We start from the raw sequence: 13,126 nt of genomic DNA, 5'->3' as shown, positions 1-13,126 counted from the left end.
ATGCATACTCCTTTTATTTTACTTTTAGATCAGACTTGATCTTGGTAGTAGAAACGCCTTCCGTACGCGGCAAATAAATAACCTCACACAAATCTGCCAGATCATCGAATTTTCCCTTCCAGTCATCCCCCATAACAAAAGCATCAATATTGTATTTTTTAATATCCTTGCGCTTTTGATCCCAGGATTCTTCCAGAATTACCTCATCCACAAAGCGGATCGCTCGTACGATTTCCATACGGTCATCTTCCGAATAATAAGCCTTTTTACCTTTACCCGCATTGAATGCATCGCTGGATACCGCAACGATCAGATAATCACCCTGTGCCTTGGCACGTTTCAAAATATTCAAATGTCCGATATGGAACAAATCAAATGTTCCGTATGTGATAATTTTTCTCATTATTTGGCTCCTTTTCTCATCTGCAAAAAGATGCGGTCGATCAAATGTTCATGCGGATCTTTGATCAGTCTGCTTTCATAGATATCTTCCAAAAAGCGTTTCTTTTCCTTACCGCCCATCGCATTCAGGAAATCCACATATTCCGCATATTGATCGGCAATATCCTGAATATCCCCATACGCTCGCAGCTTTCCACCCTCGATCCAAAGTCCGGTATTACAGAAACGGCGAACCTGAGGCAAAGCGTGTGAAATAAAGAAAATCGTTTTACCCTGTGCTTTGAGTTCATCCATTTTGTTTAAACACTTTTCGGCAAAGCCCTTGTCACCAACTGACAGCGCTTCATCAATGATGACGATATCCGGATTTAAAAAGATAGAAATGGAAAATCCCAAACGAGATTTCATACCGCTTGAATATTTCTTAACCGGTTGATACAGAAAATCTCCCAGTTCCGCAAACGAAATGACTCCATCGGTAATCTCCTGTATGCGTTTCTTGGAAAGGCCTAAAAGCGCACCCTTCAAATGTATGTTCTCAAGTCCCGTCAGCTGATTATTCAATCCGGTATTGATCGCGATCAGTGCCTGTTCTCCGTTAATGATCACTTCTCCGGAATCAATTGCCGAGATACCCGCCAGAATAACCGACAGCGTACTTTTTCCGGAACCATTGGTGCCTAAAACGCCGACCACTTCGCCCGGCTTGATTTTAAAGCTGATATCATTCAGCGCCAAAAATGTATCATGTGATGTTTTCTGGGCTTTCCCTTTCTGCTTTAATTTATATATTTTGGAAACATGGTTGAACGTAACCGCATATTCATTCGTCATGAAGGACACCTCTAAATCATATCAATAAATTTATGTTTGAACCGATACATCAGCCAGCTGCCGAGTATAAATAATCCAATCGTAACCGCCCAGAAGCCGATGATGCGATGCGGATATGTGAAGAAACCGCGATGATAGAAGAAGCAGTCACGGTATCCCTCTACAATATAATAAAGCGGATTTACTTTCAGCAGCCGCCGAATCCAAAGCTGATCCAGTTTATCCATATTCCATAAGATCGGCGATACATACATAAGCAGCCGAATACACGAATTTACCATTTTTTTCACGTCACGCGTAAACATATTCAAGACCGATGTGCACATTGAAAAGGCAATGGATAACGCAGCAGCGCAAAAAGTATAGTAGAAGATACCGAACCAGCTCATTGAGAAATCATAGCCGCGGATCAGAAAAGTTGTAACAATAATCGCAATCATACAGAAGTGATTAAACAATTCTTTTACCACAATCGTTGCCGGCAGAATACTGACCGGAAACTTCATTTTCGTAATCACATTCACCTTGGAGTAAATAGCGTTTACACCTTCCGTGACACACTTGCTGATAAAGAACCAGACCAAAAGACCCGCAAGCATCCAGTCGATGAATTCGATGCCGTTCACCGGCTTGCCGCCTCTAAGACCGATGCCGAATACAAACCAATATGTAAATACCTGAATCGCCGGATTGGCAAAATTCCAAAACAGTCCAAGCCGGGAATCACGCATATCAGCGAGCAGCTCATAGCGGGCTATGGAAAAGATCCGATATATATTGGTGAAGTTTTCTTTTAAAACAAAACATACACTCTTAAACATTTCATACTCTCCTTATGAGAACAGCACAAAGGTGCGGACGCTCCATAATATTCACAATTATAGCATAGATTCAGTGAATGTAAAACTCACGAAAGGCGCGCAATATTCGCTGACTTTATTTTACCACGTTTTTTATCTTTCTTGATATTCTTTCAATTATGTAAGGCGAAGCCCCTTGGGAAGTTTATTTTTCAGATAAGTGCCGTCCCCTTTGGCAAAGCCTAAAACATGTCCCTGCCAACACATGGCATAGTAGCCGCGCTGATGGAAAGCGATCACATCACCGTGCAGAAAGCGTGCACATTCTTCCTCATTCATTTCATATCGATTCAAAAGTCTGGACTCATTTTGTGCTGCCATATAGAAATGATGATGCGGTTCAAATCGCTTTTTCACAATTTCTCCAGCCAAGATACCCTGTCGCAGCACGGTGGTTTTCTTAAGCTGCAGCGGCTCATGATTCATTATATACAGCTTATCCTGAATCATCATCGTGTATGCCGGCATTTCTCCCAGCTGGTTTTCAAAAAAGGCCTCCGCTTCTTTTGGACAAGCTGAGCGAATGGTTCTTAACGAAGCAGACTGCGCATCGCCGCGCTTGATAAGTTTGGCCATGAAGTGACCTTCACCGCGATCCATTGGAAATATTCTTCTCACTTTTGATCCGTCTACACAGCCATGGTCAAATCCGGCACGGCCAAAGTCCGCGTCGATCATCAAGAGCTCCATATCCGGATGATCACACAAAAATGCATCAACAACCGCTTCATTTTCCTCAATCGCATAGGTACAGGTTGAATAAACCAAAATGCCGTTCGTCTTTAAAGCCTCATAGGCGCTGTCAAGGATATGCTTCTGGCGTACCGCACAAGCACAGACATGTTCCATACTCCAGTCAATCATCGCCTGTTCATTTATTTTGAACATCCCTTCACCGCTGCATGGTGCATCTACCAGGACTCGATCAAAACAGCCCGCCATTTCCCGGCACAGTACATCCGGCTTACTGCTTGTGATTATATTTTCCCCAACCCCCATACGTTCGAGATTGGATAACAGGATCATTGCCCGCTTTCGGTCGATTTCATTGCTTACCAGCAGTCCGGTATGATGAAGACTGGCTGCCAGCTGTGAGCTTTTCCCGCCAGGTGCCGCGCACAGATCAAGTACCCAGTTTCCCGGCTGAACGTCGAGCTGATCGGCAACACTGGATGCGGACGGTTCCTGCAGATAAATCAGCCCGGCAATATGATAGGGATGTTTGCCGATTTCTCTTTCTTCCCGGCTGATATAGTAGCTGTTCGCATGAAAGGAGGAGAGTTCCAGTTTCCACGGTGATATTTTCTCAAATTCATCTGCTGATAATTTCAGCGAATTAACCCGCAGTCCCCGATAAGCCGGCAGTGATAGTGTGTTCACATATGCATCAAAATCCTCATGTAATATTTTTTTTATGTGTTCCAAATAGGTTTGGTTCATAACAACCTCTCAATCGTAACGATTTTACCATAACTCTTTTTATTTTACTATGTTTCTTTTGTGTCCCGCCACAAGTGAATACAGTATAAATGATAAAAACAGATGTTCGTTTTGGATACCTATTTTATCCGCTTGAGCTTTCGGTGCTGTAAAGTATTTTTTAGCTTCAAACCCCTAACGCTGGCTGTAACTGTTAGCTGCACACCTATTTACAGCAAGTGGATTTACAGTCATACTATCACCGATTCAAATACCTGAATTTTGTAAAAAAGTCAGCTGTAAAAATAGCTGACTTTTTTCAGTTAATCCAATTTTTTTAGACTTAAGGTGACCGTTACACCAGTACCCAAGGTTAGAGAAAGGGCAATCAATGATGAGATTCCTACATCAATGACATCTCCCGCACTTAACGGATGAATGACACTGCCGGAATAAATGGATTCTATGCCCACAGCCAACAGATGTGCTTCTTCCGTACTTGGAATTGGCGCGCCGTTTTGACGAACCGCCAAGGTTACCTGCGCCCCCAAAGATGCAGATGCATTAAACATATAATTGATTTCGTAAACACCTGATTCACTCACGGTTAAACTATCCGCCGGAGTGTTCGCAACGTTCAGCTGCGGCATTGCTTCCGGTATCGGAAGCTGCTGAAATGTACCAATAGTCAAATCTAAAGTAGTCGCTGTATCATTATATCCGCCGCCGTAAGCAAGTAGACCTCCGCCTCCGCCAGGGCCGGTTGCGCCACGCGGAATTACAAAATCGAGTTCAATACCCTCCGGTGTTTCCGTCGGATGCACCTCCGCATCCATTCCCGGCTCTGAAGTTGTGGTTGTACCTACGGTGACGTTGGGAGTCGGACCAGTTTCACCACGAGGAATCACAAAATTTAATTCAATTCCATCCGGCGTATCAACCGGATGCACTTCCGCATCTGTTCCCGGTTCTGATGTTACCGTTGTTCCAATCGTAATGACCGGAGTTGCCCCCGTCGGGCCGGTAGGACCATCCGATCCAGTCGCGCCAGTCGGACCTATCGGTCCTAGATCACCAGTGGCACCAGTTGCCCCGGTACTGCCCGTGGCTCCGGTTATACCGGTTGGACCAGTTTCACCAATCGGGCCGGTCGCCCCATCGGCACCAGTAGCACCAATTGGTCCGGTTGGGCCAGTGACACCTGTAGCACCGGTCGCTCCGGTATTGCCAGTAAGCCCAGTAGCTCCGCGTAATCCTGTAGCACCGGTTGGACCGATTGGCCCCATTGATCCAGTCGGACCAGCAGGACCGGTATTACCAGTCGGGCCAATCAATCCGGTGACTCCCATAGGCCCCATTTCACCAGTTGGGCCAGTTGCACCGATTGGACCCTGCGGACCAATTGGTCCTTGTGGGCCGCGTGGACCTACCTTACAGCAGCAAATTTCATCATGAGAAGTATCAGAGCAGCCACACTCGCAGCAGCACCCTTTAAAATTCATGTCCATGTGTCCATCCTTAAAGTTGTCATCATCTAGTAACCCAAAACTATCATGAAATCCGCCATGAAGTCCCCCACCGCAGTCACAATCGTATTCGTCTTGAAATTCATGACGAAAATCGGTATCCAGCCGACGGTTTCGATATGGCCCGGTGAACTGTTCACAGCTTCGTTCATCGTCACAAGTTTGTTTTATAATCATTTCACCCATCCCTTTCTAAGTCATTTCATGTTATGCGGTTGAATTCGTCAAGGTGCATGACTTTTCAATAAGATTCCAAGAGAAACATTAGTACATATGATTCAGACATGATAAAATAGTATTATCTTATTTATAGGAGGAATCCTTATGAAGCATGCGATTGAAGACATTATTTACGCGCAAAATCTATTTGATCGGTTCTATGGAATCGGAGCGAGTGAAAACGGCGGAGTAACCCGCCTCGGTTATATGGCAGAAGAAGATCAGATGCATGAAACTCTTTTGGCAATCGGACGAGAAGAGGGGTACAGCGGCTATCATGATGAAGTAGGAAATACTTATGTCTGCTTTCACGATGATCACCAGCCGTATACCTTGATCGGCAGTCATCTGGATTCAGTGATTGACGGCGGCCGTTATGATGGTGTTGCCGGGGTCATTGCCGGCCTTTTGATTCTGCATTGGGCCAAGGAAGATCTGCTTGACAATAATATTCATGTAAGTGCATTCCGCTGTGAGGAATCCAGCAATTTCGGACGCTGCACCATCGGCAGCGGTTTAATCACAAAAGAAGTATATAAGCATGATATCAGTGATCTTACAGCGAAAAACGGCAAAACCCTGAAAGAAATATTCGATGAACGGGGATATGATTTGAATCCGGTTTGTATCTCCAATGTAAAAACTTACCTGGAACTCCACATCGAACAGGGAAAAGTGCTGGAAGAATATCAGACACGGGTTGGTATTGTCACCACAATTGCCGGACCACGGCGTTTTCAGATACACATTCACGGAAGTGCTGAGCATTCGGGTGCAACTCCGATGGATATGCGTCACGATGCATTAAGCGCAGCTGCCGAGGTCATACTGGAAATAGAATCCATCGGCCGTGATGAAGCAATGTATCAGTCCGTCGCAACCGTCGGTACACTTGATATTCGGCCCAACGCATTAAATGTAATTCCCGGAGAAGTGGTTTTAGGAGTGGATATGCGCGGTATTGACGAATCAAGTCTGGATCGTATGGAAATGCGGCTTAAGAACAGTTTGAAGTCTGTCTGTCATAAACGCGGTTTAACCTATTTCCGCGAAAAGACCAGCAGTATTCCACCGATCAGCATGAGCGATGAATTGATCAGCAAGCTCTCGCTGAGTGCCAAGCAATTAGGAATATCCCACCGGCTAATGCCAAGCGGAGCCGGTCATGATGCCATGTCTTTCGCGCATCTGTGTGATACCGGCATGGTATTCATCCCCTGTGATAAAGGGATCAGCCACAACAAACAAGAGTATACCTCAATCGAAAGCATCCTTGACGGCGCAAGAGTCATGTATGAATATATGAAAGGAGCCAATACGTATGATTTTGATTAAAGACGGCAGAGTTATCGATCCGCTTTCTCATACTGATGAAGTCTTGGATATCATCATAGACGGTGAACGTATCGCTCATATCGGAAAATATCAGCGCAGTGAGGAATTTGATTCCATTATTGAAGCGCGTGGATGTATCGTGGCACCGGGCTTTGTAGATGTTCATGTACATTTCCGCGATCCTGGATTCCCGGAAAAAGAAACGATTGAAAGCGGCGCTCGAGCAGCTGCACATGGAGGTTTTACGAGTGTAGTATGCATGGCAAACACCAAGCCTCCGCTCGATTCGGCAGAAGCTCTTACGTATGTAATAGAACAGGCGAAAAAAGCATCCATTCATGTATATAGTGTAGCTGCCCTCACAAAAGGTATGCAGGGAAAAGAACTCGTTGATATGGAAGCCCTCGTAAAAGCAGGAGCGGTTGGATTCAGCGATGACGGTCTTCCCATCAGAAACGGGAAGCTGTGTCGGGAAGCGATGATCAAAGCCAAAGCGCTCGGCGTGCCAATCAGCTTTCATGAAGAAGATCCTGATTATATTACCGGTAACGGTGTCAATCAAGGCGCTGTATCAAAATCATTAGGTATCGGCGGTGCACCCAATGTAGCAGAAGATGTTATGGTTGCCAGAGATACCATGCTCGCACTGGATACCCAAGCACCGATCAGCATTCAGCATATCAGCTCCGGCAATTCAGTCGCCCTGGTAAGACTGGCAAAATCATTGGGAGCGCCAATTGTAGCGGAAGCCACCCCTCATCATTTTACCCTTTGTGAAGACGCTGTCCAAAAATACGGTTCACTTGCGAAAATGAATCCCCCGCTTAGAACTACGGCAGACCGCTATCATATTATTGAAGGACTCAAGGATGATACTATTGAGATCATCGCTACTGACCACGCTCCTCATACTTCTGATGAAAAGGCAAAAGGATTGGCAGCTTCTCCCAGCGGTATCATCGGACTGGAAACCTCACTTGCCCTCGGTATTACCTCACTAGTCCGCAAAGGAAGCTTGACAATCAGCCGTCTGATAGAAAAAATGTCGCTCAAACCGGCTGCATTCTACCATATGGATGCTGGTTATTTAAAGGAAAGCGGTCCGGCAGACATTGTGATCTTCAATGAACAGGAATTATGGACACCGGAATGCTTTGCTTCAAAGAGCAAAAATTCGCCATTTCTGGGGATGCCTTTATACGGACGTGTACACTATACAATCTGTGCTGGAAAGCTTGTCTACCAGCTGCATGAAGAATGAAAAACCTATTGAGCATAAAGCTCACCCTCACTGAATATAATCCGCTCATGCCGTTGATATATCAAATTAGATCATCTAAAAGATATCATCATTTACACTCATAATTATGTTAAAAAGCATGTCATATCTTGATATAGAATCTATTTGGATGCAATCGAATATCTTTCCGCATGCCGAGTAAACTGTCAATTCATATAAAAAAAGAAATTCTAGCTACAAGAATTTCTTTTTTTATTTTGATTGATGATGAAGCAGCTGCAAGGAATAATCATTCCCGCCCCGCTTCTTCACCTCATACATCGCGTCGTCCGCAGCTTTAAACAGTTTTTCATAGGATACGCCTGAATCAGTCACGCTTATCCCGATGCTGGCACTGATATCATCTACCCCATTCTGGATTTTCCGAATTGAATTCAACAGATGGACTGCACTTTCATGCAGATAGTCTAAGGATAATACATTCTTAATTAAAATACAAAACTCATCTCCGCCGATACGTCCGATATAATCGGTTTCACGGATATTCTGTTTCAGAATATCTACCAATTCCAATAAAATTTTATCTCCGTATAAATGCCCCTTCGTATCGTTCAGCCGCTTGAATTTATCAATATCAACAATAAAGAATCCCAAATATTGATCATGATGCATATTCTGTAATTCATCTTCGACATATCGTCTGAATGAACTCTTATTTAGTACTTTTGTGAATTCTTCAATTTCAATATTTTTACGCAGCTCATCATTCTTTTTCAATATGATTTCCTGTTCATAGGTTACTTTTTCCAAATCAATACGAGTTAATAAGCTCTGTTTTAAATTTACTTTAGATATTTCCGCTTCTTTTTCTTTGGCCTGATAATAAGCAAGCAGGCTTTGGTTAAGCATATCTGGATTTTTAAAAGTAAGATAATATTTAACTTGTAATTTCGCCAGCTCACTGTTTCTTTCATATTCCGGATATTGCTTAATAATACTCGTTAAGCGATCAAAAACTTTTATGCTCATATCCTCCGCTTGAACCTCAATACTGAGTTTAAAAATTTGAAGCAGATCTTTAAAGGTATGGAGGTTGTCTTTATCACGATCACAACAAGATAAAAAGGTATTTATTTTTTCTATCATTGTGCCGAAGTCCTGCTGATAGTAATTCTGATATATCTGATAAAGAAGATAATCATTTTTCACAGTATTTTCAGTAAATCGTTTGCAGTATTGAGTATAGTAACGATTCCATTTTACATAATCCTCTGTTTTTTTCAAATGGATACAGCATCCAATCAGATTCCCGATATTAAAACCGTCGCTGATCTGTAAATCATCATAGGAGTGAATATTGCGTAACTGAAAACTCTGGCAAAAATAGTCATAAGCGATATCATAAAATCCTAAATCAAAAAACAACACTCCTAAATTATTGATAAGGATATGTAAGTATTTATTCACACCATGTTTCTTGGCTATATAATACGCCTGTAAAGTATATTGAACAGAATTTATATCATCACCAAGGGTTCCGTATAGAACCCCAATCAAATTATGAAGCTGAACAAGGTAAAAAGGATAAACAGCCACTTCTCCGTGCCGTATTCCATTAGCTGCATAATCCAGTGCTTCCAAATATTTGCCCCGCTGATATAGCGTATTGGCAATGTGATAATTGGATATCGTTTGATAGTAGCTGTTATCGGATGCTTCTGCTAATTTCAGCAGCTCTTGGGCACAACTAAAAATAGAATCTAAATCTCGCTGCTTTCGATAGCTTTCCAGCTGTTTCTCTAAATGCTCCATTTGTTCGACATTTTTCATACATCTATATTACCATAATTTTCATATTGGCACAAAACAGCTTATCTATTTTATGATTTTAATATGCTCATGAATAGATAGGATCACATATTCTCTGCTACCTTCAATCCAGATAATAATATAAGGATCATAAGAATACAAAAAGCGGCAAACGGCCGCTCTTACTAGGAAGTTTAAAAAGAAATATTTCAAGTGGATAGCAATCCTCAAGCAATTACTTATCATCTAGTGAAGTCTTATCTGTTTGTTTATTTTTTGTCATCTTACGAACCTTACTTATTGTGTAAATGATCGCACTGATGATAATGATAGCATTCACTACATACACAACGATGACCATGTAAGCATGGGGATCATGCTTATTAATTTGTTGTATCCAATATTCGTTTTCAGTTTGAGTTATACCACCAGGAGTAGGGATTTTAGGCGTATTCAAGAAAAAGAAAAATGCATAAATCCAAGATGTGAAAAACAAGAGTAAGATGCATACCCATAATACTATTAATTTTTTCATTTGCATTTCCTCCTCTAATAGATAAACACTTCCTCGAATATATGCTCTCCGCTATTTTTGAAGCCTTGTATCATTTTCTTTTTATTACAATATACATAAATTAAAGCATAGGTCGTGGCATATAAAGCTTCCTTTATCAATCTTTTGTTTTACCATAACACTGTACATTGCACATAGTTAATAAAAATATCTTTTGTATAAGAAGAATAAGTATATACAAATATTTTAAACATACATTATCATCACTAACTTTTGTTATATATCTCTATAAAATTTTATCATAATTTGTTTTCAAAAAATAGCGTATAAAAAACGGCCTAAGCAGCCGTTTATGTAAAATAGACTAGTTCTTCCTGTGGAGCATCTGCTGAAATTATTTTCTTATCGTAAAGAATCGGTACATCGGAACCGTATTCCTCATCAAATTCCACTCCAATGGAAGCGGTGAGCGTTATCCACTCATCCTTTTTCACCTGATCCAAATGGTGGGTTCGGCACAGCAGTCCGATTAAGGATAGATCATCGGCGCAGCAAACCATGGCATAGCGTCCTAAAACAAATTCACCCTTCAATTTTTCAATTACTTTTGCTTTAAATTGAACGATTTTGCCCCGATATTTTTCCGGATTTTCTAAAGCATCCATATACCAGATGCCATAATCATCATCCTGTATCATGATCACATCGGCATGCAGATCAAACGGCATATCCTCATTTTTATATTCATCGAGTGTACCATCCCGCTTTTCATAAATGATCTGAGCCCGTTTGTTTATTGCCTTGACATTGCTGCGAAGGTAGCCTTTGCGGGTAGTCTCATCACAGCGATTGAAAATAATAACCTGTGAAGCAAACAGCTGTTCATAGATCATCGATCGCATATTGCTGATATAGGATTCAAAGGTGCTGGCATCCACGGTTGTTATGATCTGAACCAAAATCCAGCCGATCGGTGGTTCCATTTCAAGAAATCGCTTTACGCTCCATGTACCGTTAAACTCGATCATCACTCGATCAGGACGATATTCTTTCTGCCATGCAGCAAGCTGATCAGATGAAAAGTCGGCTTCCTTTTCGACGCGCACAATATCACAGTGATAGTCCGCTAATACGGCATCGTCAAACTCAACTTCCCCGTCTTCACACAAGATCAGCAGCGTTTTCTCATCCTCGGTGAATTCCGGATCGGCTAAGGTTTCCTGTATCAACGTACTTTTTCCGCTCTCCAGAAAGCCGGTGAATAAATAAACTGGTATTTCCATGAAGATTCTCCTTATGCCAGAAGGAACAGTGATTTAATAGCCTGTTCATCCAGCTTAGATCCGATTACACAAATACGACCGGTAATCTCCGGAGCTCCAGTACGCACTTCATATTCTTCCGGAACCATATCAAAATAAAGCCAGCCGCCCTCAGTGTTCGGCACCATACCTTTAGCCCGCAGAATGATACCGTACTTACTGCTTTCAGATAAAGATTTTAGAATTGCTTCCAAGGCTTCTTTTGTATATGTATGCGGTGTTTCAACGCCCCAGCTGGTAAATACATCATCGGCATGGTGTCCATGATGATCGCGGCTACAGCCGCATTCATGGTCATGTCCCTCATGACCGTGATGTCCGCAGCATTCATGGTCGTGTTCCCCATGATCGTGATGTCCGCAGCATTCGTGATCGTGTTCCTCATGATCGTGATGACCACAGCATTCGTGATCGTGTTCCCCATGATCGTGATGATGCCCGCATTCCGGGCAAATATCGCTTTCTTCAAGCACTTGTTCAAGGAAGCCCTTTTGAGACTCCATGGTATCCAATATTTGTTTGCCATTCAACGTATCCCAAGGAGTTGTGATGATCACCGCATCGTGATTCTGTTCTTTCAATAAGGCAACTGCCGCTTCCAGTTTTACCGTATCGACCTTTTGCGTACGGCTCAATACAATAACTTTCGCATTTTCAATCTGATTGTTATAGAATTCACCAAAATTCTTCATATACATTTTGCATTTGGTGACATCCGCAACAGTCACAAAGCTGTTCAGCTCCATATTTGGATTGTCCAGAGTACGAACAGCAGCGATAACATCAGACAATTTACCGACTCCAGATGGTTCGATGATAATACGGTCTGGATGGTATTCATCCATCACCTTCTGTAATGCCGCCTCAAAATCTCCCACTAAGGAACAGCAAATGCAGCCGGAATTCATCTCGGTGATCTCAATGCCCGCCTCTTTCAAAAAGCCGCCGTCAATACCGATTTCACCAAATTCATTCTCGATCAGCACGACTTGTTCATCAGCCATTGCTTCTTTCAATAATTTCTTAATAAACGTAGTTTTACCCGCGCCCAGAAAGCCGGATATGATATCAATTTTCGTCATGGTTATTCCTTCTTTCTTACCAGGACTAGTATACCACCAAACTCATACCCTTACAATTAAGTCACGCTTACGAAAGAAAAGAAATCGCATTGAGCACCGCATCATAATTTGGCTCTTCACTGATTTCCTTCACCACTTCCATATACGTAATTTCATTATCCGCATTTATCACGATACAAGCCCGAGCCAGCAATCCGATTTCCTCAATATAAAGACCCGTTGCCTTGGCGAATTCACGATCTTTGTAATCGCTGGCGGTAACAATCCGACTATTCTGTTTGCTTTGGCACCACCGATCAAGAGCAAACGGCAAATCCATAGATACACAATAACAGTCTACATCGTTATAGGCCTCCAGAATATGAATAAAGTTTTCTACTTCCAGCGAACACACACCGGTATCAAGCGATGGTACACTGAGAAAAATCCGCACTCCGGTTGTATCTTTTAAGCGAATTGGCTGTAAATCGTTTTTTACGATCGTAAATTCCGGAAGCTTATTGCCTTTCTGCACCGGATCTTTTATCAGGGTTACCGGTTTCCCTTGAAATGTTAATTGCATAT

12 protein-coding genes are annotated in these 13,126 nt (G+C 42.4%); 2 read left to right on the top strand and 10 right to left on the bottom strand.

Features of this window, described 5'->3' with window-relative positions; translation table 11 throughout:
• Nucleotides 1-13 precede the first annotated feature (13 nt).
• The 5 genes from tagD to GSF08_RS02765 all read right to left on the bottom strand — a co-directional run bounded on the left by tagD (nt 14) and on the right by GSF08_RS02765 (nt 5,218).
• On the bottom strand, nt 14-403 hold the full coding sequence (gene tagD, locus GSF08_RS02785; RefSeq protein WP_160624347.1) for a glycerol-3-phosphate cytidylyltransferase: 390 nt from the start codon (nt 401-403) through the stop codon (nt 14-16).
• Entirely contained in the window at nt 403-1,236 is an 834-nt protein-coding gene (locus tag GSF08_RS02780; protein WP_160624346.1) for an ABC transporter ATP-binding protein, read from the bottom strand. Before GSF08_RS02780 ends, tagD begins: the two co-directional genes overlap by 1 nt.
• A gap of 11 nt (nt 1,237-1,247) precedes the next feature.
• Nucleotides 1,248-2,057 (bottom strand): ABC transporter permease, encoded by an 810-nt coding sequence (locus tag GSF08_RS02775; RefSeq protein ID WP_160624345.1) that lies wholly within the window; start codon nt 2,055-2,057, stop codon nt 1,248-1,250.
• 156 nt (nt 2,058-2,213) lie between these two features.
• Nucleotides 2,214-3,536, bottom strand: a complete 1,323-nt coding sequence (locus GSF08_RS02770) for an RsmB/NOP family class I SAM-dependent RNA methyltransferase (protein WP_160624344.1) — start codon at nt 3,534-3,536, stop codon at nt 2,214-2,216.
• Nucleotides 3,537-3,838: 302 nt separating this feature from the next.
• Nucleotides 3,839-5,218 (bottom strand): BclA C-terminal domain-containing protein, encoded by a 1,380-nt coding sequence (locus tag GSF08_RS02765; RefSeq protein ID WP_160624343.1) that lies wholly within the window; start codon nt 5,216-5,218, stop codon nt 3,839-3,841.
• Nucleotides 5,219-5,365: 147 nt separating this feature from the next.
• Here GSF08_RS02765 and GSF08_RS02760 point away from each other — a divergent pair, with 147 nt between their 5' ends.
• Both GSF08_RS02760 and GSF08_RS02755 read left to right on the top strand, forming a co-directional pair.
• Nucleotides 5,366-6,595: a M20 family metallo-hydrolase gene (locus GSF08_RS02760; RefSeq protein WP_160624342.1), complete on the top strand. Its 1,230-nt coding sequence runs from the start codon at nt 5,366-5,368 to the stop codon at nt 6,593-6,595.
• Entirely contained in the window at nt 6,582-7,856 is a 1,275-nt protein-coding gene (locus tag GSF08_RS02755; RefSeq protein WP_160624341.1) for a dihydroorotase, read from the top strand. Before GSF08_RS02760 ends, GSF08_RS02755 begins: the two co-directional genes overlap by 14 nt.
• A 231-nt stretch (nt 7,857-8,087) precedes the next feature.
• Here GSF08_RS02755 and GSF08_RS02750 read toward each other — a convergent pair whose 3' ends face one another.
• From GSF08_RS02750 to tpx, 5 genes are all read right to left on the bottom strand, one after another.
• Entirely contained in the window at nt 8,088-9,665 is a 1,578-nt protein-coding gene (locus GSF08_RS02750) for a GGDEF domain-containing protein (protein WP_160624340.1), read from the bottom strand.
• 214 nt (nt 9,666-9,879) lie between these two features.
• Entirely contained in the window at nt 9,880-10,179 is a 300-nt protein-coding gene (locus GSF08_RS02745; RefSeq protein WP_160624339.1) for a hypothetical protein, read from the bottom strand.
• 329 nt (nt 10,180-10,508) lie between these two features.
• A complete protein-coding gene (locus GSF08_RS02740) occupies nt 10,509-11,441 on the bottom strand; it encodes a TIGR03943 family putative permease subunit (protein ID WP_160624338.1) in 933 nt (310 codons plus the stop codon).
• Between the two features lie 11 nt (nt 11,442-11,452).
• Nucleotides 11,453-12,562, bottom strand: a complete 1,110-nt coding sequence (locus tag GSF08_RS02735; protein WP_160624337.1) for a CobW family GTP-binding protein — start codon at nt 12,560-12,562, stop codon at nt 11,453-11,455.
• Nucleotides 12,563-12,629: 67 nt separating this feature from the next.
• Nucleotides 12,630-13,124: a thiol peroxidase gene (gene tpx / locus GSF08_RS02730; RefSeq protein WP_160624336.1), complete on the bottom strand. Its 495-nt coding sequence runs from the start codon at nt 13,122-13,124 to the stop codon at nt 12,630-12,632.
• Nucleotides 13,125-13,126 lie beyond the last annotated feature (2 nt).

The sequence above is a fragment of the Copranaerobaculum intestinale genome (assembly GCF_009831105.1).
Classification (GTDB): domain Bacteria; phylum Bacillota_I; class Bacilli_A; order Erysipelotrichales; family Erysipelotrichaceae; genus Copranaerobaculum; species Copranaerobaculum intestinale.
The sequence above is the reverse complement of the archived record's forward strand: the minus strand, read 5'-3'. Positions and strand labels throughout refer to the sequence as shown.

Excerpts from the sequence above, each read along its gene's own strand:
- GSF08_RS02765 (WP_160624343.1), bottom strand. The coding sequence starts at position 5,218 with ATGATTATAAAACAAACTTGTGACGATGAACGAAGCTGTGAACAGTTC.
- GSF08_RS02780 (WP_160624346.1), bottom strand. The coding sequence starts at position 1,236 with ATGACGAATGAATATGCGGTTACGTTCAACCATGTTTCCAAAATATAT.
- GSF08_RS02745 (WP_160624339.1), bottom strand. The coding sequence starts at position 10,179 with ATGAAAAAATTAATAGTATTATGGGTATGCATCTTACTCTTGTTTTTC.
- GSF08_RS02775 (WP_160624345.1), bottom strand. The coding sequence starts at position 2,057 with ATGTTTAAGAGTGTATGTTTTGTTTTAAAAGAAAACTTCACCAATATA.
- GSF08_RS02760 (WP_160624342.1), top strand. The coding sequence starts at position 5,366 with ATGAAGCATGCGATTGAAGACATTATTTACGCGCAAAATCTATTTGAT.
- GSF08_RS02770 (WP_160624344.1), bottom strand. The coding sequence starts at position 3,536 with ATGAACCAAACCTATTTGGAACACATAAAAAAAATATTACATGAGGAT.
- GSF08_RS02750 (WP_160624340.1), bottom strand. The coding sequence starts at position 9,665 with ATGAAAAATGTCGAACAAATGGAGCATTTAGAGAAACAGCTGGAAAGC.
- tagD (WP_160624347.1), bottom strand. The coding sequence starts at position 403 with ATGAGAAAAATTATCACATACGGAACATTTGATTTGTTCCATATCGGA.
- GSF08_RS02755 (WP_160624341.1), top strand. The coding sequence starts at position 6,582 with ATGATTTTGATTAAAGACGGCAGAGTTATCGATCCGCTTTCTCATACT.
- GSF08_RS02740 (WP_160624338.1), bottom strand. The coding sequence starts at position 11,441 with ATGGAAATACCAGTTTATTTATTCACCGGCTTTCTGGAGAGCGGAAAA.
- tpx (WP_160624336.1), bottom strand. The coding sequence starts at position 13,124 with ATGCAATTAACATTTCAAGGGAAACCGGTAACCCTGATAAAAGATCCG.
- GSF08_RS02735 (WP_160624337.1), bottom strand. The coding sequence starts at position 12,562 with ATGACGAAAATTGATATCATATCCGGCTTTCTGGGCGCGGGTAAAACT.